General features: G+C 31.0%; 21 protein-coding genes. 14 read left to right on the top strand and 7 right to left on the bottom strand.

The genetic code is table 11. From position 1 onward, the window contains the following. Window positions 1-4: 4 nt before the first annotated feature. The 4 genes from sufB to AC34EU_RS03360 form a co-directional block, all read right to left on the bottom strand. Window positions 5-1450 carry a Fe-S cluster assembly protein SufB gene (gene sufB, locus AC34EU_RS03375; RefSeq protein WP_489666564.1) on the bottom strand — a complete coding sequence of 482 codons (1446 nt, stop codon included), beginning with the start codon at window positions 1448-1450 and terminating at the stop codon, window positions 5-7. A gap of 10 nt (window positions 1451-1460) precedes the next feature. After that, entirely contained in the window at window positions 1461-1790 is a 330-nt protein-coding gene (locus AC34EU_RS03370) for a HesB/IscA family protein (protein WP_489696060.1), read from the bottom strand. Between the two features lie 95 nt (window positions 1791-1885). Continuing rightward, complete coding sequence (locus AC34EU_RS03365) at window positions 1886-3211, bottom strand: hypothetical protein (protein ID WP_489666565.1); 1326 nt, start codon at window positions 3209-3211, stop codon at window positions 1886-1888. Further along, window positions 3212-4486, bottom strand: a complete 1275-nt coding sequence (locus tag AC34EU_RS03360; protein WP_487533356.1) for a choice-of-anchor B family protein — start codon at window positions 4484-4486, stop codon at window positions 3212-3214. A gap of 71 nt (window positions 4487-4557) precedes the next feature. On the opposite strand from AC34EU_RS03360, the gene thiL reads away from it, so the two are divergent. Then, on the top strand, window positions 4558-5598 hold the full coding sequence (thiL, locus tag AC34EU_RS03355; RefSeq protein ID WP_487533358.1) for a thiamine-phosphate kinase: 1041 nt from the start codon (window positions 4558-4560) through the stop codon (window positions 5596-5598). Between the two features lie 8 nt (window positions 5599-5606). On the opposite strand, the gene AC34EU_RS03350 is transcribed toward thiL, so the two are convergent. Further along, window positions 5607-6422 (bottom strand): ZIP family metal transporter, encoded by an 816-nt coding sequence (locus tag AC34EU_RS03350; protein ID WP_487533360.1) that lies wholly within the window; start codon window positions 6420-6422, stop codon window positions 5607-5609. A gap of 118 nt (window positions 6423-6540) precedes the next feature. Between AC34EU_RS03350 and AC34EU_RS03345 the strand changes: the two genes are divergently transcribed. Continuing rightward, complete coding sequence (locus AC34EU_RS03345; protein ID WP_489696059.1) at window positions 6541-7680, top strand: lycopene cyclase family protein; 1140 nt, start codon at window positions 6541-6543, stop codon at window positions 7678-7680. Here AC34EU_RS03345 and AC34EU_RS03340 read toward each other — a convergent pair. Then, window positions 7677-8651: a polyprenyl synthetase family protein gene (locus tag AC34EU_RS03340; protein ID WP_489696058.1), complete on the bottom strand. Its 975-nt coding sequence runs from the start codon at window positions 8649-8651 to the stop codon at window positions 7677-7679. The two genes, AC34EU_RS03345 and AC34EU_RS03340, sit on opposite strands and share 4 nt — an antisense overlap. A 105-nt stretch (window positions 8652-8756) precedes the next feature. Between AC34EU_RS03340 and AC34EU_RS03335 the strand changes: the two genes are divergently transcribed. The 7 genes from AC34EU_RS03335 to AC34EU_RS03305 are packed head-to-tail and all read left to right on the top strand — an operon-like array spanning window position 8757 to window position 17652. Further along, window positions 8757-9362, top strand: coding sequence for a TetR/AcrR family transcriptional regulator (locus tag AC34EU_RS03335; protein ID WP_487533364.1), 606 nt, complete (start codon window positions 8757-8759; stop codon window positions 9360-9362). Next, entirely contained in the window at window positions 9359-10696 is a 1338-nt protein-coding gene (locus AC34EU_RS03330) for a TolC family protein (RefSeq protein WP_487533365.1), read from the top strand. The genes AC34EU_RS03335 and AC34EU_RS03330 overlap by 4 nt, the downstream gene beginning before the upstream one ends. 5 nt (window positions 10697-10701) lie before the next feature. Beyond that, on the top strand, window positions 10702-11868 hold the full coding sequence (locus tag AC34EU_RS03325) for an efflux RND transporter periplasmic adaptor subunit (RefSeq protein ID WP_489696057.1): 1167 nt from the start codon (window positions 10702-10704) through the stop codon (window positions 11866-11868). Between the two features lie 18 nt (window positions 11869-11886). Then, the gene (locus AC34EU_RS03320; protein WP_487533367.1) at window positions 11887-15339 is read left to right on the top strand and encodes an efflux RND transporter permease subunit; all 3453 of its coding nucleotides are present in this window, start codon (window positions 11887-11889) and stop codon (window positions 15337-15339) included. Window positions 15340-15372: 33 nt separating this feature from the next. After that, complete coding sequence (aspS, locus tag AC34EU_RS03315) at window positions 15373-17124, top strand: aspartate--tRNA ligase (RefSeq protein ID WP_487533368.1); 1752 nt, start codon at window positions 15373-15375, stop codon at window positions 17122-17124. A 6-nt stretch (window positions 17125-17130) separates the two neighbouring features. Continuing rightward, window positions 17131-17400 (top strand): hypothetical protein, encoded by a 270-nt coding sequence (locus tag AC34EU_RS03310; RefSeq protein WP_489696056.1) that lies wholly within the window; start codon window positions 17131-17133, stop codon window positions 17398-17400. 60 nt (window positions 17401-17460) lie between these two features. Then, the gene (locus AC34EU_RS03305) at window positions 17461-17652 is read left to right on the top strand and encodes a cold-shock protein (RefSeq protein WP_487533370.1); all 192 of its coding nucleotides are present in this window, start codon (window positions 17461-17463) and stop codon (window positions 17650-17652) included. Window positions 17653-17696: 44 nt separating this feature from the next. Here AC34EU_RS03305 and AC34EU_RS03300 read toward each other — a convergent pair whose 3' ends face one another. Continuing rightward, window positions 17697-18140, bottom strand: coding sequence for a nucleoside deaminase (locus tag AC34EU_RS03300; RefSeq protein ID WP_487533371.1), 444 nt, complete (start codon window positions 18138-18140; stop codon window positions 17697-17699). Between the two features lie 54 nt (window positions 18141-18194). Here AC34EU_RS03300 and AC34EU_RS03295 point away from each other — a divergent pair, with 54 nt between their 5' ends. The 5 genes from AC34EU_RS03295 to rpsB all read left to right on the top strand — a co-directional run. After that, window positions 18195-19964, top strand: a complete 1770-nt coding sequence (locus tag AC34EU_RS03295; RefSeq protein ID WP_487533372.1) for a 1-deoxy-D-xylulose-5-phosphate synthase — start codon at window positions 18195-18197, stop codon at window positions 19962-19964. A gap of 9 nt (window positions 19965-19973) precedes the next feature. Further along, entirely contained in the window at window positions 19974-22787 is a 2814-nt protein-coding gene (gene polA / locus AC34EU_RS03290) for a DNA polymerase I (protein ID WP_487533373.1), read from the top strand. A 101-nt stretch (window positions 22788-22888) separates the two neighbouring features. Next, the gene (gene rplM, locus AC34EU_RS03285; RefSeq protein ID WP_487533374.1) at window positions 22889-23344 is read left to right on the top strand and encodes a 50S ribosomal protein L13; all 456 of its coding nucleotides are present in this window, start codon (window positions 22889-22891) and stop codon (window positions 23342-23344) included. Further along, window positions 23344-23730, top strand: a complete 387-nt coding sequence (gene rpsI / locus AC34EU_RS03280) for a 30S ribosomal protein S9 (protein ID WP_487533375.1) — start codon at window positions 23344-23346, stop codon at window positions 23728-23730. Before rplM ends, rpsI begins: the two co-directional genes overlap by 1 nt. 128 nt (window positions 23731-23858) lie before the next feature. After that, window positions 23859-24792, top strand: a 934-nt coding sequence (gene rpsB, locus AC34EU_RS03275) for a 30S ribosomal protein S2 (RefSeq protein WP_489696055.1), incomplete at its 3' end; no start/stop codon positions are given.

Genomic DNA, 24792 nt, shown 5'->3' with positions numbered 1-24792 from the left:
GTGTTTATCCCACCGATCCTTCGAGGGAAATTTCTAATAGTTTTTGAGCTTCAACTGCAAACTCCATTGGTAATTTATTTAAAACTTCTTTACTGAAACCATTTACAATTAGAGCAATTGCTTTTTCATTATCAATCCCTCTTTGGTTACAATAAAAAATTTGATCCTCACCTATTTTACTTGTTGTTGCCTCATGTTCAATTTGAGCAGAATTATTTTTAGCCTCTATATAGGGAAAGGTGTGAGCTCCACATTCATTACCCATTAACAATGAATCACATTGAGAAAAATTTCTGGCATTGTGAGCTCTTGAATTTACCTGAACTAATCCTCTGTAGCTATTTTGAGATTTCCCTGCAGAAATACCTTTAGAGATTATTGTACTTCTTGTGTTTTTTCCAATATGAATCATTTTAGTCCCTGTATCAGCTTGTTGAAAGTTATTTGTTACAGCAATCGAGTAAAATTCACCTATTGAATTATCTCCTTTTAAAATACAAGAAGGATATTTCCATGTTACAGCAGAACCAGTTTCTACTTGAGTCCAAGAAATTTTAGAATTGTTGTGACATATTCCTCTTTTTGTAACAAAATTATAAACTCCTCCTTTACCCTCTTTATTTCCAGGATACCAATTTTGAACTGTTGAATATTTTATTTCAGCATTATCGTGAGCAATTAATTCTACAACTGCTGCATGCAATTGATTCTCGTCTCTAGAAGGAGCCGTACATCCTTCAAGATAACTAACATAACTTCCTTCATCAGCTATAACAAGTGTTCTTTCGAACTGACCAGTTCCTCCTTGATTTATTCTAAAGTAGGTAGATAATTCCATTGGACATTTAACACCTTTTGGGATATAACAAAATGATCCATCAGAAAACACTGCTGAGTTTAGTGCTGCATAATAATTATCTGTAGAGGGAATAATAGATCCAATGTATTTTTTAACTAATTCTGGATGATCTTTAATTGCCTCAGAAATTGGACAAAAAATAATACCTTTTTTTGCCAAAGTGTCTCTAAATGTTGTTGCTACAGAAACAGAATCAATAACAATATCCATTGCAACACCAGATAGTTTTTTTTGCTCGTCAATGGAGATTCCTAATTTATTAAAAGTCTCTAATAATTCTGGATCAACTTCATCTAAACTTTTATATTTATCCTGTTTTTTGGGAGCGGAGTAATATGAAATAGCCTGAAAATCAGGTTTTTTATAATTTACATTTGCCCAATCAGGTTCATCCATCTTTAACCACGCTCTATAAGCATCCAGTCTCCATGAAGTCATCCATTGAGGTTCATTTTTCTTTTTTGAAATTGCAGTAACAATTTTCTCATTGAGTCCTACAGGGAATGTCTCAGATTCTATATCGGTATAAAACCCATATTCATACTCCTTAGTCTCAAGTTCTTTTTTTAATTCTTCTTCCGTATAAGCCATAAAATATTATTTATAGAGAGAAACTTTCTCCACAACCACAAGTTCTTTGTGCGTTTGGATTATTAAACACAAATCCTTTTCCATTAAGCCCACCGGAATACTCCAAAGTAGTCCCAATTAGATAAAGAAGACTTTTTTTATCAACTATAATTTTAACATCATTGTTTTCATAAAGCTTATCTTTTTGATTGGTTTTATTATCAAAATTAAGCTCATATGACAAGCCAGAACAACCACCACTTTTAACCCCAACTCTAACGTAGGCTTGGTTTGGGTCAAAGCCTTCTTCCGTCATTAACATCCTAACTTTATTTTTTGCCGAAGCAGACACCTTAATCATCTTTATTTAAAGTTTGATTAATAGAGTGCAAATATACGTAATACTATATATATAAAGGTTTTCATCTGAAAATATTGATAATAAAAAGATAATATTTACTTATTCAAAATAGCAATAAAAATATCATTTCCAGTTAATTTTTTAATATTAAAGTCTCCATCATTACTTTCAGTTGTTCCAACCATAATGATTGAGCCATTTTGAAGCTGAGAAATTGAGCTTCCAAGATCCTCATTACTTCCATTTAACTTCCAAGTATTTTGAATAATACCATTTGGCTGAATTTGACTTAAAAAAACAGCATTATTTTCAAAGTTTACTCCTTGTGAATTTAATGGATTTCTTGAATAACCTGTGACAAAATAGCTTCCGTCTATCGTTTGTTTTAGGTCTTTTGCGTAATCAAACTGTGGACTGCCATGTCGTACTTTACTTAATATACCTCCTGAAGAGTCTAACTTTATTAATAAAAAATCATTCATTCCTTGAGTTTTAAATCCATCAATTTTTGGACTATTTGTATTTCCTAAAATTGTATAACTATTATCTTGATTATTAATAATAATAATACCTTCATCAATAGCAGAACCTCCAAAAGATTTTTCCCACATCAATTCTCCAGAGGATGATAACCTTACTACCCAAATATCATAGCTTCCAAATGAATTTGAAATTTCTATGTCTTGACTTTCCGATGTACCAACTAAAATAAAGCCTCCATCTTGCGTTTCAACTGAATCATATGATCTGTCATTATTTGACCCTCCAAAGTATCTTCTCCAAACCACATCTCCATTCATATTTACTTTATGGCACCAAAATTCTCCAACTCCATGCCTAGATGTACTTCCCTGACCTTCTGAAGCTGTAACATCTAAAAATCCATTAAAAAACAACCCCCCATCTCTTGTTTTAATTATATTATAAGCATGATCATGTCCAGCAAAACCATAACTTTTTTCCCAAAGTAGTTTTCCGAAAGAATCGGTTTTTAGTAACCAATTATCATGCTGACCTTTATTAATTGAAGCATCACCGTCATTACTTTTACTGTAACCAATAATGTAAAAGCTGCCATCAGAAGACTCTATAACATCATTTCCTATATCATCGTCAGAACCTCCATAAGTATTTGTCCAAATTATTTGACCTTTGGAGTCAAGTTTAGTTAAAAAAATATCATTTCCTTCTCTATTTTTATTTTCAAAATCACCATCTGTACTTTTCGTATGACCTACAATAACAAAACCACCGTCATCTGTTGCCAAAACTTTTTTTACAACATCTTCTTTAGTTCCACCTATAATTCGTATAACTTTTAAACTATTTTCAATAAAAGTTATATCAGAGAAGCTGATTTCTGAAAAATCAGGAGAACATGAGAAATTTAAAAAGAATACAAGTATTAAGGTTTTTTTCATTTAATCAGACGCTTTAACTAAAAAAAGCCCGCTCTGACCATCACTTATGGCAATAATTCCACTTTGAAAAAAAGGATAAATATTCCAAACTCCGTCAAAACTACTAAGGTCACTCTCGGGATAAGTATCAAAATACATAACTTCATCCATAGCCTTATTTTGAATTTGTGAAATATCCATTACTCTTAAACCTGCTGTGTAATTTGATAAATAATATAGACCTCCAACGACATAACCATTATGATCAATTGCAGTTGTAGTTCCATTGTATGTAAAAGATAATAACGGTTCAGATAAATTGGTCATATCAAAAACAAATGTTTTTGTATTTCCACCAAAATAATATTCATCTAATTCATCTCCAAAAAATAAATATTTGTGATCTGATGACAACCAACTTTGATGAGCATAACCGGATCCACCATAAGATTTTGTAGTTATTAATTCAGGATTACTTTTATCTGTTACATCAACAATAACAACTTTATTATTTGATCCACCATCACTATTACTTCCAATATAAATTTCTTTACCTGTAAAGTTTTCATCTGGGCCGTGATATGAAACAACTTGAGCATCATGAGAATATCCCATATTTCTATATCCACCAGCTTCTATTGGATTCTTAGGATCATTGATATCAATAAATAATGGGCCGCCAGAATACCTCTGAGTTCCTATAACATAAGCGTAACCGGTACTTTCATTGATTGCGATATTATGAGCATTTCCAAAGGTGTTCAATCTTTTATCTGGAATTAAGCTTTGAAAAGTATTGATTTCTCTTAATCGGGTTAAATCAAATATTTGAAGGCCGTGATCATTTGCCTCAGACACAATAAAAGCATGATTTTTAAAAACCTTAATATCTCTCCATGTGCTGGGGGTGGAAACAGATATTTTAGCTAGATAAATAGGATTAAGCGGATCACTTATATCAATAAAGGCCGTTCCGTCATTTAAACCCTGAATAACATATTCTTTTCCAGTTTCACGATCAGTCCATCCCCAATTATCATTAGCAAAATCACTCCCTAATTCTGTTAATGTAATTTGACTATAGAGATCCATTCCACTGCATGGATATTCATTTGCAAATCCATTTTCACATAACACAACTACTCTACTAGGAGGGTCGGGTGTTAGAGGATCAATAACAACAGGAGGGTTTATAATTGAATCAGAAACAATTTCTTCATTTATTATCTCATATTCATATTTATAACAACTGGTGAAAATAATTATAAAAATGAGTAAAAAATATTTTTTTTGCATCCTGCAATCTAAGAAATTCAAAGCTAATAAATAGATCTAAAAGAATACATCTATTTATGTACTTTTACCGAATGTTAGAAAATAAAAAAACAAAGCTTACACCCATAGAAAATCTTGGAGAATTTGAATTGATTAATCACTTAACCAAGAATTTTTCGATTGATAACCTCTCATCAAAAACTGGAATAGGAGATGATGGATGTGTAATAGATTTTAAAAAAAATTTAGGTGTAATAAGCACAGATTTATTAATAGAAGGGGTTCATTTTGACTTATCATATGTTCCACTTAAGCATCTTGGATATAAAGCCGTAATAGTCAATCTTTCTGACATTTATTCAATGAATGCAAAACCAAGTCAAATTACGGTTTCTTTGGCTATATCTAATCGCTTTACTGTTGAAGCTTTAGAAGAATTTTACGATGGAATAAAAGCAGCGTGTTCTAAATACAAAGTAGACTTAGTTGGGGGGGATACTACGAGTTCAACAACAGGAATGGTAGTCTCAATAACAGCAATTGGACAAGTAACTAATAAAAATATTTCTAAAAGAAGTGGAGCGAAAAATAATGACTTACTAGTTGTTTCTGGAGACCTAGGAGGTGCTTATGCAGGACTTCAAATTTTAGAGCGAGAAAAGGCTGTTTTTAAAGTTAATCCCAAAGTTCAACCTGATCTAGATTCATATACCTATAGCATAGGAAGGCAATTAAAGCCAGAAGCCCGGAAAGATGTTTTTGAGCTTTTAAATGAGTTGAAAATCACCCCTAATGCGATGATTGATATTAGTGATGGACTTTCCTCAGAAACTCTTCATTTATGCAAATCCTCAAATTTAGGATGCCATGTATATGAAGAAAAGATCCCTATAGATCCAGAAGTAATTAAAATATGTGAAGAATTTAAAATTAACCCAACCACTGCAGCACTTAACGGTGGAGAGGATTATGAGCTTTTAATGGCTCTTCCACAATCTGATTATGATAAGATTAAAAACCATCCTTATTTGACTATTATCGGTCACTTTACTGATTCAGAAACTGGAGGAAAACTAATAACTGGTTTGAATCAACAAATAGAATTGACAGCGCAAGGCTGGAATCCAATTTGAAAATTAAGTTAGCCTAGTGAAACATCTAGAATCATCATTACTATAAATCCACCTATAAAGCCTAAAGTAGCAATATCAGTATATTTATCTTGCTGAGTTTCAGGAATGACTTCTTCAACCACAACAAAAATCATAGCACCTGCCGCAAATGCTAAGGCGTATGGAAGAATAGGAGTGAAAAATGTTACTGCTACTGCGCCAATAACAGCAGCAATCGGCTCAACAATTGCTGAAAGTTGTCCATACCAAAAGCTTTTAAATCGACTGACACCTTGTCTTCTTAAAGGCATAGCAACAGCAATTCCTTCAGGAAAATTTTGAATACCTATACCAATTGCTAATGTTACAGCACCTGCAATAGATGCCTCAGGAATACCAGAGGCAACACCTCCAAATAATACACCAACTGCTAATCCTTCAGGAATATTGTGAAGTGTTATTGCTAAAACCATTAAAGTGGTTCTTCTCCAAGGCGTTTTAATCCCTTCAGTTTTTTTAAAATTTATATGGATATGAGGAAGAATTTTATCGAGAGAAAATAAAAAAATTGCACCTAAACCAAATCCTATAGCTGCAGGAATAACCTTTTCAACACCTGATCCTGGAGTCATTTCAATAGCTGGAGACAAAAGACTCCAAAAACTTGCGGCAACCATAACTCCACCAGTAAAACCAAGCATTCCATCAAGAACAGCCCTATTCATTGTTTTAAATAAAAAAACAAATGAGGCGCCAAAAGCAGTTAAACCCCAAGTAAAAATAGTTGCATAAAGTGCTCCTAAAATAGGATTTATAGACTCAAAAAATGAAATAATACTATCCATTCATATATGATTATAGTGCAAAAATATCATAAAGTTTTACACTACAAAACATTTATAAAAAAAACAATTAATAAATAAGAGTATTAATGTTAATTATATACTTTTGAAGTTAAGACTTATGGAAACAGAGAAATTTGATTATGTTATTTGTGGTGGTGGAGCTTCTGGAACGCTTCTAGCAAATAGCTTAGTTTCAGATTCCTTTTTTTCTAATAAAAAAATTTTATTAGTAGAAAAAGACTCCAAAGCTATAAATGACAGAACCTGGTGTTTTTGGGAAAAAGGTGAAAGTGAATTAGACCATATTGTAAGTAAGAAATGGAACTCTGCTATCTTTAAAGCTAATAATTTTAAAAAACAGTTTGAAACCTCACCATACAGATATAAACTAATAAGAGGAATTGATTTTTACAATAATTTTAAGGGTTTAAAGTCAAAATATAATAATCTTACGTATTTAAATTCTGAAATTCTTAAAATTGATAAGATTACAAATATTATTACTACTGATAAAGGATGTTTTGAAGGAGATCTTATCTTTTCAAGTATTTTTGATGCTAGTCTTATTAAGAATCAAAAAAAATATCCATACTTAAAACAACATTTTATCGGTCAGTTGGTTGAAACTAAAAATGAAATATTCAATCCAAATGTTGTTACCTTAATGGACTTTGATATACCTCAAAAAAATTCAACCAGATTTATATATGTTCTTCCATTTTCAAAAACAAAAGCTCTTGTTGAGTACACACTTTTTTCTCCAAATGAATTAAAAAAAGATGAATATCTCAACTCTATAAAAAGCTATCTTATAAATTTAAATTCTGGAAACTACGAAGTTGTTGAAACCGAACAAGGTAGTATTCCAATGACAGCCTATAAATTTAAGTCAGGTAATACCAAAAATTTACTCAATATCGGAACAGCTGGAGGATGGACAAAAGCAAGTACCGGATATACTTTTTTAAATACTGTAAATAAAACTAAAGAGCTTGTGTTATTTCTTAAAAAAGGAAAGCCCTTAAATGAATTTGAGAAAACTAATCGATTTTGGTTTTTTGATTTACTTTTCATAGATGTACTTAATAAACATAATGATATGGGGGGATCGATATTCAAAACAATGTTTGAAAAAAATAATTCAGAAATAATTTTTAGATTTTTAGATAACAAAACCTCTATTTTAGAAGAAATAAAGCTAATGATGACTTTTAAAAAAAGATGGTTTATTGAAGCATTGATTAAAAGACTTTTTTAAAAATCTCTATTTACTAGTTTATTCACAAAGTCCAGTAGTAGTATTTTCTTTTTGGAACCTATTCCTAGATTGTCAATTTTAAGAAAAACTGATTTAGAAAAATATTCAATCTTATCTTTAATTGCTTTTTCCGCTCCAGAAGATCTGTAAATTGATGTAACTGCTAATATTTTTTCTTTTGTATTATTTGGGTTAAGTTTAATCCAATTGCTAAATTCATTTTTAACTTTTTGAGATGAATTTGATTTAACATATAAATGAAGAAAAGTTTTTTTATTTTCAATTATGTCTCCACCTATTTGTTTTCCAAATTTATTAATGTCTCCAAAAACATCTAAATAATCATCCTGTAATTGAAAAGCTAAGCCTAACTCTACCCCAATATTATATATTTCAGATATCTGTTTATTATTTGCTTTTGAAATTATTGCTCCTACTGAAAGAGCACATCCTATTAAAACAGCAGTTTTATTTTCAATCATTCCCATGTAATCATTAATAGAAACATTTTCTTGATTTGGAAAATCCATGTCTAATTGCTGACCTTCGCAAACCTTCCTTGCTGTTTTAGAAAATATTTTAGTCAAAGAATAACTTATGTCTGGTGAATACTTTTGAAGAAGTTCGTAAGACCATATGAGCATCACGTCTCCAGAAAGAATTGCTGTATTTGTGTTCCATTTCTTATGAACAGTTTCTTGACCTCTTCTTAGTGGCGCCTCATCCATAATATCATCATGAACCAAAGAGAAATTATGAAAAACTTCGATTGCTAAAGCTGCTGGTAGAGCATCTTTAAATTCACCCTCAAAAACCTCTGATGAAATCAAGGTTAAAATTGGACGAATTCTTTTGCCTCCTAATTTTAAAATGTATTTAGCAGGTTTATAGAGGTTTTCAGGAGATTTATTTGGCAAACTTGATTCTAAATACTCTATAAATGAATTTTGATATTCCTCAATTGAAGGCATGAAATAATTTTTTATAAATGTAAATAAATTATCTAACGATAAGTTCAAATAAACAACGGAAACTGTTTTGGTTTTTTAAGTTTCCTTTCATATCTTTGCACCATCATGAAAGAAAAAATCATAATAAAGGCTACAGAACTCTTTTTATCCATAGGGTTTAAAAGTGTCACAATGGATGATTTGGCTCAGTCTATGGGGATATCAAAAAAGACTATTTATCAGTTTTTTAAAAATAAAAATCATTTGATTAGTTTATGTATGAAAACGCTCCAAAAAGGAGTAGTCAAGTCTTTTAAACAGATTAGTATAAATGCGAATAATCCAATAATAGAATTATTCCAGATAAAAAAAGAAGCAATGAAAGTATTAGGAAATACCGAAACTGCCCCTCAATTTCAACTTCAAAAGTTTTATCCAGAAATTTATCAAGAGCTTAAGGGTAGAGAATTTGATCTAGTTAGAGATGTTTTTCAAGAGAGCTTAAAAAAAGGAATCAAGTCCGGTTATTACAGAGAAGAAATTAACATTGATTTCATAACTAGAATCTACATAAATGGAATGAGAGGAGTAAGGGATATCAACTTGTTTCCGTTACATGAATTTAAATTGGAAAAAGTTATAGAGGATTTTTTAGAGTATCACGTCAGAGCTATTTCCACAAATAAAGGTCTAATTCTTTTAAATAAAATTTATAACAAATCAGAATCATGAAAAAATATGTATGTATTTTGTTTTTCTCACTTGGCCTTTTAAAGGCTCAAGAATTCCCTAATAATCTTAATGTTGATGAAGCAATAAGTTTTGCACTTGAAAATAACACTGAAATTATAAATGCTAAACTAGAAGTAGATAAAGCTTATAAAGAAAAATGGAAAACAATTTCAATTGGGCTACCTCAGGTAAAAGCTAGTTTTGATTATACTAATTTTTTAGAACTCCCTGTATCTTTAATTCCTGCACAATTTTTTGGTGGTCAAGAAGGAGATTTTGCTGAAGTCAGTTTTGGAACGGAGCAGAACTTAGTGGGATCTGCTCGAATTAGTCAAATGATTTTTGACGGATCTTATATTGTTGGGGTAAAGGCAACCAAAACCTATTTGAAAGTTTCAGATAACGCTCTACAAAAAACAAATTTAAATGTTAGAAGGTCTGTCAATAATGCCTATTTAAACACCTTATTATCGAAGGAAAATATTGATTTTATAGATAAGAATATTAAAAACTTAGAAGGCACCCTTAGAGAAACAAAAAAATTATTTAAAAATGGTTTTATAGAAGAAGAAAGTGTCGAACAGTTAAAAATTACATTATCAGAGTTAAAGTCAAAGAGGAAGTTTGCTTACCAATTTAGTTTATTATCAAAAGATATCTTGAAAATTTCTCTAGGTTATGAGGAAGAAGATGAGCTAAATCTCACTAGTTCTCTTGAATCTATAATTAATTCTCAGGTTTTTGAAGTGCCTGTAATAGAATCATGGGATATAAATTCAAATATTGATGTTAAAATAGCAAATAATAATGTTGAGTTTAAAAGGCTTGAGTATAAATTAGAGCAGAGTAAATCATTACCTACTCTTTCTACATTTATAAGTGGCGCTTATACTGGAAACAACAACTCTTTCTCATTTAATAAACAAAATCAAAAATGGTTTGGATCAGCTTTATTTGGTGTAAGTCTGGAAGTCCCATTATTTAGTTCATTCGGAAGGTCAGCAAGTTCTCAAATGGCAAAAATATCCTATCAGCAATCTAAAAAAATACTTGAAAAAACTCAACGAGAAATTAAAGTTTCTGCCAAAAATGCAAAGGCTAATTATGAACTTGCAATAGATGATTTTTATGTTTCAAAAAACAACATGAACCTGGCAGAAAGAATAGAAAGAAAAAATCAAATAAAGTTCTCGCAAGGGATGGCGAATAGTTTTGAATTGAGACAGGCTCAATCTCAACTTTATAAAACACAGAAAAATTATTTAGATGCTGTGCAAAAACTGGTGTCTAAGAAGATTGAATTAAAAACAATTTTAAACATTACTAATAATTAAATATTATGAAATTCAAAATATGCTTTTTAACTTTTGCTTTAATATTCTTTAGCTGTAATAAGAATGAAAAAGACACAACCTCGATTATTAATTCGAAAGATCTGAAATTAATTCAAAATAAGAAAGCTGAAGTTGGAAGGCAAATAAACACTCTTCAAAAAGAATTAAAAATATTAAATGAAGTCATTTTTGATTTAGATGAAAATCAAAAATTTCCACTTGTAACAAATGTCAAAATTGAAAGCAAACCCTTTAAGCATTTTATCGAAGTACAAGGATCATTAGATTCTGATAAAAACTTAAAACTATACCCAGAAATTCCTGGAATCATTAAAACTATTCATGTTAAAGAAGGACAAAAAGTTTTAAAAGGAACTGTACTTATTGAACTATCTAACGAAGGAATTATAGCTCAACTGGATCAAATGAGATTACAAGTGAAACTGGCTAAAACAACTTATGAAAGACAATCAAGTTTATGGAAAGAAAAAATCGGATCAGAAATTCAATTTTTACAAGCTGAAACCAATTATCTAAGTTTAAAGAAAAACATAGACCAATTAAAAGTTCAAATAACCAAATCAAAAATAATTGCTCCATTTGATGGTATAATTGATGAACTAATTGCTGATTCCGGAAGCAACGTTAATCCAGGGGTAACTCCTGTTTTAAGAATTATTAACCTTGATAAGATTAAAGTAAAAGCAGAAATTCCAGAAACTCACATTACAAAAATCAAAAAAAATTCTGAAGCTATAGTTTTTATTCCAATCCTCTCTAGCACTATTATTTCTAAAATATCCTCTATAGGAAATATAATTAACCCTAATAACAGAAACTTTAGAATTGAAATTATGCTTAAAAATAATGATAATGATTTTAAACCAAATATGACAGTAAAAATTTCTATAAATGATTATGAAAATCTTAACGCATTACTAGTTTCTCAAAAAAATATTATTGAAAATAGTGCTAACGAATTTTATGTTTTCAAGCTTGATCCGTTGGATTTTGAACAAAATAAGTATACCGCAATTAAAACTTATGTCAAGCTCGGAAAAACATCAGATAATAAAATAGAAGTTCTAGAAGGATTGAAAAGTGGTGATCTAATTATCGAGGATGGAATTCGACAAGTAAAAGATAAACAAATAGTAAAATCAATAAACTAATAACAAGGAATTCCATTCATGAAAAAATCATCAGAATTAAAAGAGTTCAAACCATCTTCCTGGGCAATAAACAGGAGTACAGTGATATATGTGATTATTGGAGTGTTTTTGTTCCTTGGAGTCTCTGCTTACTTTTCAATGCCTAGAGAGAATTATCCTGAAATAAAAGAAAATCAAATATTTGTAAGCTCTGTCTTTCCTGGAAATACAGCAGAAGACATTGAGAGATTAATCACTGATCCTCTAGAAGAGGAACTTAAAGGGGTGAAAAATCTTGTTGAGATTGTATCAACATCAAGAGAAAATGTTTCTTTAATAACCGTCGAATTTGATGAGGGTATCTCTAATGAAAATGCTAAAATCCAAGTTAAAGACAAAGTTGACTTAATTACCTCTGGATCAGATTGGCCAACTTTTAATAACGCAAAAGTTGAACCAAATGTTTTTGCACTTACAATATCTGAGGAAATGCCCATTCTAAATATTGGTTTAACTGGGGATCTTCCTATCAAGGAAATGAAATTCTATGCAGAATTACTTCAAGATAAAATTGAGCAAATGTCAGAAATTAAAGAAGTTGCATTAAGAGGTGTTCAAGATTTTGAGGTCGAAGTTGCTATAGATCTTCTTAAGATGACTGCATTGTCCGTTTCTTTCAAAGACATAATAAATGCTATTCAAAGAGAAAATAATACTGTTTCTGCTGGAAGCGTTGAAGGTGATGGCACAAGGAGAAACCTGAGAGTTTTGGGTGAAATAAATTCCCCTGATGATTTAAATAATTTTGTTGTCAAAACTCAAAATGGTATTGTTTATTTAGGAGATATTTCTAAAGTTAAATTTAAAGAAAAAGAGAAAAATTCGTACGCGCGATCAAATGGAAAGACAGCACTCGTTTTAAATGTAAAAAAAAGAAGTGGAAAAAATCTAATTAAAACTGTCGAAAAAATAAGGGTGTTAATCGATAATGTCAAATCTTCAGACTTTCCAAGTTCAATTGAAATTGAAATTTCAAATGATCAATCAAATACTACAAAAAATATAGTAAGTGATTTAGTCAATAATATCATTTTTGGCGTAATACTTGTCGTTACTGTTTTAATGTTTTTTCTAGGTTTTAGAAATTCTCTGTTTGTTGGGTTTGCTATACCTATGTCAATGCTTATGTCATTTATGATTTTAAACTTTTTAGGAAGCACAATAAACACAATGGTTCTTTTCGGTTTAATTATGGGGATGGGAATGCTAGTAGATAATGGGATTGTTGTAGTAGAAAACGCATATCGTCTAATGGAGAAAGAAGGTATGTCTAAAATAGAAGCTGCAAAAAAAGGGATTGGAGAAATAGCAACACCTATTATTGTTTCAACTGCAACAACAGTTGCAGCATTTATACCCCTAGGTTTTTGGCCTGGAACAATAGGTAAATTCATGATCTATTTTCCGTTCACTCTTTCGATTGTGCTTGGGTCTTCACTGATTGTAGCTATTTTTTTTAATTCAATGCTTGTTTCAAAATTCATGAGCACCAAAGACAAAATAATTGGAAGAAAAAAACTTCGAAGATTAACTCTTTTGTTATCTGGAATAGGTTCCTTATTAATCTTTTTTCCAGGAAAACCTAGAGGTCTTGGTACTTTACTAATTTTACTAAACATACTTTTGTGGGCATATAAACTCTTCATAAAGAGATGGGCTTTATATTTTAGAACAGTAAGCCTTGTTAGTCTAGAGAAAAGATATACTAAAATTTTACGATTTACATTATCTGGTAAAACTCCTTTTTTATTATTAACTGGAACTATAGGGCTACTTTTTTCTTCATTTATTATTTTGGGACTATCCGCTCCAAAAGTTGAGTTTTTCCCAGAAAATCAACCTCAACAAATTTTTATTTATATTGAATATCCTGAAGGAACATCGATAGGTAAAACAAATTCAACTTCAAAACTTATTGAAGCTGATGTTCTAAAAGTCATAAATAGTTCGAAATATATAGACAATGGAAATAACTTTATGATTGATTCCAATGTGACTTTTGTGGGTTTAGGATCTCAAAACCCAGAAATTGATAAAGGAGGTGATCAAGAAATGCCTCACAAATCTAAAATCACTATAACTACTTCTCAATTTAAATATAGGCGAGGGCTTTCAAGTGAAAACTTAAGAAAGGAATTACAAAAAAAGTTAAAAGATAAATATGCAGGGGTATCAGTTTCCGTTGAAAAAGATTCAAAAGGGCCGCCAGCAGGCTACCCGGTTAATATTGAAATAGCTGGAGAAGATTATGATGAATTAATTCAAACTGCTGAAAATTTAAAACTTTATTTGACTTCTGAAAATATATCTGGAGTTGAAGGGTTAAAAATAGATGTTAATAAAAGTAAGCCTGGGATGATAATTAATATTGACAGGGAAAAAGCAGGAAGTCTGGGCGTTACAGCCGGTCAGATTGGCCAACAACTTAGAGGTTCTGTTTTTGGCGAAAAGGCAGGTGTTTACAAAAATAATGGTGAAGATTATGATATTAATGTTAGATTTAATGAAAATGATCGAAATTTTGTTGACCAATTATTAGATCAATATATAGTTTTTAGGGATCCTGCTAGTGGGAAAATTAAAAAAATTCCTCTCAGTACTTTAGTTGAATATAAAAATTCTGTTTCTTTTAATGCAATTAAACATAGAGACCTTAAGAGGGTTGTTACTCTGTATTCTCCTGTTTTAGCTGGATATAATGGTAATGATGTTGTGGCGAATGTTAAACAAAGTGTTTCAAGTTTTGATCAAATCAAGCCTGATATTGAATTAAGGTTTACTGGTGAAATTGAAGAGCAAGATAAAAATATGCGATTTCTATTAGGAGCTTTAGCGGCAGCATTAGGAATGATATTGTTTCTATTAGTTCTTCAATTTAATTCAATCTCAAACCCTCTCATAATTCTATTATCAATTTTCTTGAGTTTTACTGGAGTTCTTTATGGTATAAGCTTATTTAATATGCCATTTGTAATTATGATGACTATGATGGGGATTATTGCTTTATCTGGAATTGTCGTTAATAACGGAGTGGTTTTAATAGATTACACTCAATTATTAATTGCCAGAAAAAAAGAAGATTTAGATATTGCTTTTAATAAACTTCTTCCAAAATTAGAGGCTCGTGAAGCAATAGTGTATGGAGGTGCAGCTAGGCTTCGTCCAGTTCTTTTAACAGCAATAACTACTATTTTAGGACTGATACCTCTAGCTACAGGACTTAATATCGATTTCTTTTCATTAATAACCGAATGGGATCCTAAAATATTTATTGGAGGTGACAATGTAATATTCTGGGGTCCACTTGCATGGACTGTAATATTTGGTCTAACTTTTGCGACGTTTTTGACACTATTTATTGTTCCTAGTTGTTTTTATATAGTTTATCAACTTAAATTAACTATTAGCAATTGGAATAAGATTAAAAACTAATAACTTAATACCTTTGTAATTCATTTTTAGATTATGTTAAGATCACACAATTGCGGAGAATTAAAATCCTCAGATATAAATAAAACCGTTACACTTTCAGGGTGGGTTCAAAAAGTTAGAGATAAAGGTTTTATTATATGGGTTGACTTAAGGGATCGTTATGGTATTACTCAATTGGTGTTTGACGAAAAAAGATCCTCAAAAAGAGTATTTGAAACTGCAAAGGAACTGTCTAGAGAGTTTGTAATTCAAATATCTGGAAAAGTAATTGAAAGAGAATCTAAAAACACTGAACTTCAAACCGGAAATATTGAACTTTTAGTCAGTGAATTAAATATTTTAAACGCTTCAGAAACCCCTCCTTTTACTATTGAAGATAAAACAGATGGAGGTGAAGAGTTGAGAATGCAATATAGGTACCTTGATATAAGGAGGAATAATATTCGAAAAAATTTAATTTTTCGTCATAAAGTCACAATGGAAGTCAGAAATTATTTAAATAATAAAGGTTTTATTGATATTGAAACTCCATATTTAATTAAATCCACACCAGAAGGGGCTAGGGATTTTGTTGTTCCTTCAAGAATGAATTCTGGAGAGTTTTATGCCCTTCCACAGTCACCTCAAACCTTCAAGCAGCTACTAATGGTGGGTGGAATAGATCGATACTTTCAAATAGTAAAATGTTTTAGAGATGAAGATTTGCGTGCTGACAGGCAACCTGAATTTACTCAAATAGATTGTGAGATGAGTTTTGTCGACCAAGAAGATGTTTTAAACCAATTTGAGGGTTTGATTTCTCATTTAATTATGGAAATTAATAATTATAAGGTTGGTGTTTTTCCAAGAATCACCTACAACGAGGCTATCAATAATTATGGAAGTGACAAACCAGACATTAGATTTGATATGAAATTTGGAAATATTACAGATAAAGCAAAAGGTAAAGGCTTCAAAATTTTTGATTCTGAAGAATTGATAATAGGCTTTTCAATAAAAAAAGGAGCTTCTTTTAGTAGAAAAGAAATTGACAACTGGATAAGCTGGGTGAAACAACCTCAAATTGGAGCGAAGGGGATAGTTTGGGTAAAATATAATGAAGATAAATCACTAAAATCATCAGTAGATAAATTTTATTCAGAAAATGACTTAACTGAATGGATAAAAATAATTGACGCTGATCCAGGTGATTTAATTTTTATTCTTTCCGGAAAAACCAAAAAAACATTAAAACAGTTAGGAGAACTAAGACTTGCTGTTGCTGAAAAAACTGGACTTCGAAATCCAGAAATTTTTGCACCACTTTGGGTGACTGATTTTCCCCTATTAGAATGGGATGAGAAATCAAAAAGGTATCATGCTATGCATCATCCTTTTACATCTCCAAAGAAAGAAGATCTTAATTTACTAAATAACTCCCCTGAAAAAGTAAGGGCAAATGCCTATGATCTTGTTCTGAACGGAAACGAAGTTGGAGGAGGTTCAATAAGAATTCATGATTCTAAACTTCAAAAACAAATGTTCAACTTATTAGGTTTTTCTGATGAAGACGCTCAGTCACAATTTGGTTTTTTAATGGGTGCATTTAAGTATGGTGCCCCGCCACACGGAGGAATAGCCTTTGGTTTAGATCGACTTGTGGCAATCTTGGGAGGTAAAGAAACAATCAGAGACTTCATAGCTTTTCCGAAAAATAATTCAGGTCGAGATACTATGATTGATTCTCCTTCCTTGATTGAAAAACCTCAACTTGATGAATTAGGATTGGAGTTAAAAAAGATATAAGTCCATATGAAAATTATACTTCGTTTTTTATTTTTTTCAATTTTATCATCTTTAATTATAGGTTTTTACTTTAAAAATTATCAAAATGATCAGTTTTTAGGTGAAAAAATTATAGGAAGCACTGTTCTTTTTTCAGTGATATTTTTTTTGCCACTATTTCTATACCATCGATGGAAAGACAAAGACATCAGAGACTATACACTTACTGAAGAAAATTATGAAAGGATGAGAAATGAAGTTGAAAAGAAAAAACCTAATAAAAATAAAATACAATAAGAGTTTTCAGAAAAGAAAGTTGATGTTACTTAGCCAAAATTATTTTTATTATATACAATTATGACTGGTACAGTTAAATTTTTCAATGAGTCCAAAGGATATGGGTTTATTACAAATGATGAGTCGGGTGCAGATGTATTCGTTCACATAACAACCCTTAATGGGCTTTCACTCCAAGAGGGTGATAAAGTTGAGTATGTTGAAAAAGATGGTGATAAAGGGAAGCAAGCTTCCAATCTTACTAAATTATAATTCTTTATACAAGACAATATAAAACCTCCTAATTGGAGGTTTTTTTATTTTCTTGTATTTTTAAAAAATTTTTTTAGTAAGTCTGATGACTCTTTTTCAAACTCTCCTCTTTCTACTTTAGTTTTTGGATGTAATAAATTCGCCACTTGAGAGTAGCCTCTTTTTAAATCACATGCGCTATATATAATTCTATCTATTTTACTCCAAAAAAGTGCTCCCGCACACATAACGCATGGTTCAAGAGTGATATAAATCGAACAATCCTTTAAATATTTACCATTTAAATAATTCGAAGCAGATGTAACTGCTTGCATTTCAGCATGGGCTGTTACATCATTTAAACGTTGAGTTAGATTATGAGCTCTTGCAATTATTTTATTTTTTACTACTATTATAGCTCCAACAGGAACTTCCCCAATTTCATAAGCTTTTTGAGCTTCCTTTAAAGCTTCTCCCATGAAATATTTATCATCAAACACGTTTTTCATTATTGAAAATTACAAAAAGTATGGGTTACTAAAACGAAATATTATATTTGTTAAATGCAACTCAAAGATATTAAATCTCCCAAGGAACTAAAGCAATGCTCATTGAAGCAATTAGTTGGTATTTCAAAAGAACTTAGGGAGTACATTATTGATGTTATTTCATCCAATGAAGGTCATTTGGGAGCTAGTCTTGGCGTGATAGAACTCACAGTTTTACTTCATTATATTTTTGACACCCCTAAAGACAAGATTTTATGGGATGTTGGACATCAAGCATACGGTCATAAAATTTTAACAGGCAGGTATGAAGAGTTTAAATCAAACAGAAAGTGGAAAGGAATAAGTGGTTTTCCTAAAATAAAAGAGAGTAAATACGATTCATTTGGAACAGGTCATGCAGGAACAACAGTTTCAGCAGCTTTAGGGATGGCTTTAGCCTCAGAAATTAGAGGTAAAAAAAATATTAATCATATTTCTGTAATAGGGGATGCGTCTATTGCATCAGGAATGGCTTTTGAAGCTTTAAATCATTTAGGTACAACTTCAGCAAATGTTCTTATAATTCTTAACGATAATACTATGGGAATTGATCCTAGTGTTGGGGCATTAAAAAACTATTTGGAAAAATCAAACATAGAAATAAATAAAGAAAATAATATATTTAATTCTTTGAATATAGACTATCATGGTCCAATAGATGGTCACAATATGGAGTTATTGAAAAACGAACTCATGCTTCAAAAAACAAAAAAAGGTCCTAGATTATTACATATTAGAACAATTAAAGGAAAAGGCTTGATATCAGCTGAAAAAGATCAAATTCTTTTTCATGCTCCCGGTAAATTTGATAAGCTTACGGGAAAGCTTTACAAAAAAAACAAAAGTAGAAAGCTTAAATTTCATCAAGTTTTTGGAAAAACTATCTTGGATCTTGCAAAGATAAATTCTAAACTAGTCTGTATAACTCCCGCTATGCCCACAGGAAGTGGTCTTAATGAAATGATGAAGCATATTCCCGAAAGGTGTTATGATGTTGGGATTGCTGAACAACACGCTGTTACACTTGCTGCAGGAATGGCCTGTGAGGGACTTATTCCTTTTTGTGTTATTTATTCTACATTTCTTCAAAGGGCATACGATCAAATCATACATGATGTAGCAATTCAAAACTTAAATGTTATTTTTTGCATAGATAGAGCGGGAATTGTTGGTCATGACGGACCAACTCATCATGGGGTTTATGATATTTCATTTCTAAGATGTATTCCAAATTTAAAAATTATAGCTCCAAGAAACGCACAAAGACTTCGAAATTTTTTATACACATTTCAATCTAAACCTAATGGTCCAATTGCAATCAGATATCCTAGAGGTGATTCACAAATAGAAAAGGTTAATGAATTATTTGAAAATTTAGAACTGTACAAGGCTTATAAAATAACTAGTGGGAAAAAAATTGCTATTTTGAGCTTAGGAACACTTTTTAAAAATGTTGAAGAAGCGATCAATAGCAGTAATTTTTCTGAAGAATTTTCTCATTATTCCTTTGAATTTGTTTATCCGTTAGATGAAAAAATTCTTCACGAGGTATTTAAAACCCATTCTTATGTATTGACAATTGAGGAAGGAGCTATTAAAGGAGGATTTGGAACCGCAATAATGGAATATGCTCAAAAATATAATTATATGAAGAAAATTGAGTCCATTGGAGTTCCTCATGAATTTATTTCTCATGGAGATCCAGATATTTTATATGATTCTATTAATTTAAGTAGTAATAAAATTCTCAACAAAATTGAAGAAGTATTAAGTTTAAACAAATAATATCTGTGTATGACAAATAACAAACGTCTTTTTTTACTTGACGCTTATGCTTTAATTTATAGAGGGTATTATGCTTTTATTAAAAACCCTAGGATTAACTCTAAGGGGTTTGACACTTCTGCAATTATGGGCTTTACTAATTCATTAATTGATGTAATTAAAAGAGAGCGTCCAGATTATTTAGCGGTATGTTTTGATAAAGGGGGCTCAGAATCAAGAACAGAAATTTACACAGATTATAAAGCAAATCGAGATGAAACCCCTGAAGCAATCAAATTAGCCTTACCCTTTATTCAAAATATTCTAAGCGCAATGCATATTCCAATAATTATTAAAGAAGGATATGAAGCAGATGATATAATTGGTACACTTGCAAAAAAAGCAGAAAAAGAAGGATTTCAAATATTTATGGTAACTCCTGATAAAGACTTTGCACAGTTAGTTTCAGATAATATTTTTATGTATCGTCCTGCGAGGATGGGAAATGGTATTGAAATTTGGGGTGTTCCAGAAGTTCAAGAAAGATTCGGAATTAAAAGACCAGAACAAGTTATAGACTATCTTGGAATGATGGGAGATGCTGTTGATAATATCCCTGGCCTCCCTGGAGTAGGGGATAAAACTGCGAAAAAGTTTATAGCTGAATTCGGATCAATGGAAAATCTTTTAGCCAATACAGATAAACTTAAAGGTAAACTTAAAGATAAAATTGAAGCTAATAAACAAATGGGAATTCTTTCAAAAGAATTAGCCAAAATAATACTTGATGTTCCTGTAGAATTTAATGCAAAAGATTTCAAACTGGATAAACCAGACATGAATTTAGTTGGAGAAATATTTGAAGTATTAGAGTTTAGAAGAATGCGCCAAAGTTTTGAAAAAGTTTTTGACTCAAAACCTTTAGAACAAAATATTCCTAAAGCTGTAAATAAAAAAGAAGCAATTGAAGGACATCAATTTGACCTGTTTAATATTCCAGGTGGAGGTTCTTCTGAATCAATCTCTGAAAAAAATAATTTATCTACAGTAAATCATTTTTATCAATTAGTAAATGACCCTATAGGAGTATCGTTATTAATTAAAAATCTTTTGAATCAAAAATCTGTTTCTTTCGATACTGAGACAACAGACTTAGATTCATTAAAAGCTGAACTAGTTGGCATATCTTTTTCTTGGGAAATTGGAAAGGGGTATTATTTGGTAATTCCTAAAAACAGAAAAGATGCAGATTGGGTTTTGGAAAAATTAAAGGTATTTTTTGAACATTCTCAAATTCAAAAAATAGGTCATAATTTAAAATATGATATTAAAGTATTAAATAACTATAATATTTCTGTAAAAGGACCTCTCTTTGATACATTAATAGCTCATTATTTAATTAATCCTGACATGCGTCATGGAATGGATATTTTAGCAGAAACCTATCTAGGTTATAAGACAAAACCAATATCTGATTTAATTGGTAAAAAAGGAAAAAATCAAGGAAGTATGAGAGATGTTGATTTATCTCTCCAAAAAGAATATGCAGTTGAAGACTCAGATATCACTCTTCAGCTTAAGCATCACTTTGAAAAAGAGCTTGTTAAGTCAAACACTATGAGCTTGTTTAAAGAAGTTGAAATCCCCTTAGTTTCTGTATTAAGTTCAATGGAGTGTGAAGGGATTAATCTAAATATTAAGTTTTTAGCTAAACTATCAAAGGAGTTTCAAGTTGAAATTAATCTTTTAGAAAAAGAAATATTTAGTCAGGCTGGAGAAAATTTCAATATTGCATCTCCAAAACAACTTGGTCTAATTTTATTTGAAAAATTAAAGTTAATTGAAAAGCCTAAAAAAACGAAAACTGGACAATATTCAACTTCAGAAGAGGTTCTCTCCTATTTATCAAAAGATCATGAAATTATTGACAATATTCTTCAATGGCGTTCGCTTCAAAAACTATTAAATACTTATGTTGAAGCCTTACCCAGGGAGATAAATTTTGAAACAAAAAGAGTTCACACTGTCTACAATCAAGCTGTAGCTTCTACAGGTCGTTTAAGCAGTAACAAACCAAACCTTCAAAACATACCAGTTAGGACAAAACGTGGTCAAAAAATAAGAAAAGCTTTTATTTCCAGAGACAATAATCATTTAATTGTAGCAGCAGATTATTCTCAAATTGAGCTAAGAATTATAGCTGCTCTTAGTGAAGATCCTGATATGATTTTAGCTTTTAAAAACGGCGAGGACATTCACCAGTCAACCGCCTCTAAAGTTTTTAATGTTCCATTAACTGAAGTAAGTAGTGAACAAAGAAGTAATGCTAAAACAATAAATTTTGGTATAATATATGGAGTTTCTGCCTTCGGATTAAGTCAACAAACAAATCTCAACAGATCAGAGTCTAAAGAACTAATTGAGGCTTATTATTTAACATATCCTAAACTAAGAAGTTACATGCAAAGTCAAATAAATTTTGCAAGAGATAATGGATATGTAAGCACAGTTCTTGGAAGAAGAAGATATATAAAAGATATAAATTCAGCAAATGCTTTAGTTCGTGGTGCGGCAGAAAGAAACGCTGTAAATGCTCCAATTCAAGGAAGTGCCGCAGATATAATTAAAGTTGCTATGATTAATATTCATGAAAAATTAATTAATGAAGATTGGAAATCTAAAATGTTACTTCAAGTTCATGATGAACTAGTTTTTGATGTTCCAAAATCAGAATTAAAAGAGTTAAAAATAATGGTCAAAAAAGAGATGGAAAGTGCCTTTAAACTGAAGGTTCCTCTAACAGTTGATTTAGGAGAGGGTGAGCACTGGTTAGATGCTCATTAATTCTTTTTTACACTTTAAACAAAAATATTTTTTCAAAACATTTTTAAATAGTACATTTGCAGCCCCATAGCATATAAATGCTTTGTTTAAAACAACAAAAAGTGAATACATTAAGCTACAAAACTGTTTCTGCTAATTCTAACACTGTCGACAAGAAGTGGCTATTAGTAGATGCCGAAGGATTAGCTCTCGGAAGAGCCGCATCTGCAGTTGCCTCTCTATTAAGAGGGAAGCATAAACCAAATTTTACTCCACACGTAGACTGTGGTGACAATGTAATTGTTATAAATGCTGATAAAGTTCTTCTTTCAGGACAAAAATGGAAGCAAAAACAATATATTCGTCATACTGGCTATCCTGGAGGGCAGAGAACTTTATCCGCAGAACAAGTTCATAAAAAAAACGATACTCGATTAGTTGAAAAATCTATAAAAGGTATGCTTCCTAAAAATAAATTAGGAGCTGACTTATTTCGTAATCTTAGAGTATATTCAGGTAATCAACATCAACAAGAAAGTCAAAACCCTACTAGTATTAATTTAAACGATCTACTATAATGGAAGTAATCCACACAATTGGTCGTCGTAAAACTTCAGTTGCTCGTATTTTTCTGTCAAAGGGGAAAGGAGATATCAAGGTAAATAAAAAAACTTATACTGATTATTTTACTACTGCCACACTTCAATATAAAATTATTCAACCTTTTTCTCTTACAGAAACTGAAGGATCATATGATTTAAAAGTAACTGTAAAAGGAGGAGGTATAACTGGTCAGGCTGAAGCAGTTAGACTAGCAATTTCTAGAGCTTTATGTAAAATTGATGAGGAGCATCGTATCGCTCTTAAACCAGAAGGATTATTAACTAGAGATCCTCGTATGGTTGAACGTAAGAAATTCGGTCAAAAAAAAGCAAGAAAAAAATTCCAATTCTCAAAACGATAATTTGTCAATTGAATAAAATTCATTTATATATTAATCAAAGTTGTCTTATCGCACAAGCGAAAGCTAGTTTAGCATCTAAATAGATTAAATCTATTGCTACTATATCAGAGAACGTAAACTAAAAAATTATGGCACAAACAGAAGTTAAGGATCTATTGAATGCAGGAGTTCATTTTGGACATCTTACAAGGAAATGGAATCCAAACATGGCTCCATACATCTATATGGAACGAAATGGAATCCATATTATAAACTTATATAAAACTGCTGCTAAAATTGAAGAAGCGCAATCAGCCTTGAAAAAAATTGCTGTTTCAGGACGAAAAATTCTTTTTGTAGCAACAAAAAAACAAGCAAAAGATATCGTTGCCGAAAAAGTAAAAAACGTCAACATGCCATACATAACTGAGCGATGGCCAGGTGGAATGTTAACAAACTTTGTTACTATTCGTAAAGCTGTTAAAAAAATGGCTACAGTAGATAGAATGAAAAAAGATGGAACTTTTGAAACCCTTTCTAAAAAAGAAAGATTACAAGTCTCACGAATGAGAGCAAAATTAGAAAAGAATTTAGGTTCAATTACTGATATGACTCGTTTACCTGGAGCTTTATTTGTTGTTGACATAAAGAGAGAAAATATTGCTATAAAAGAAGCTCAAAAGTTGAATATTCCAATTTTTGCAATGGTTGATACAAACTCTGATCCAAGAGAAGTTGATTTTGTAATTCCAGCTAATGATGACGCTTCTAAGTCTATAGAAAAAATACTTAACCTAGTTACAAGTTCTATTGCAGAAGGATTGTCTGAAAGAAAAAATGAAAAAGAAGCAATTGAAAAAGGGGAGGGTCAAACAGAAGATCCTATAGCTGCTCCTGAAGTAGAAGCTGCTCCTGAAGTAAAGGCTGCTCCTGAAGTAGAGGTTGCTCCTGAAGTAGAGGTTGCTCCTGAAGTAGAGATTGCTCCTCCTGAAGTAAAGGCTGCTCCTGAAGTAAAGGCTGCTCCTGAGGTAGAGGTTGCTCCTGAAGTAGAGGTTGCTCCTGAAGTTAAAACTGCAACTAAGA

It is taken from the genome of Candidatus Marivariicella framensis (assembly GCF_982709265.1).
The sequence above is the reverse complement of the archived record's forward strand: the minus strand, read 5'-3'. Positions and strand labels throughout refer to the sequence as shown.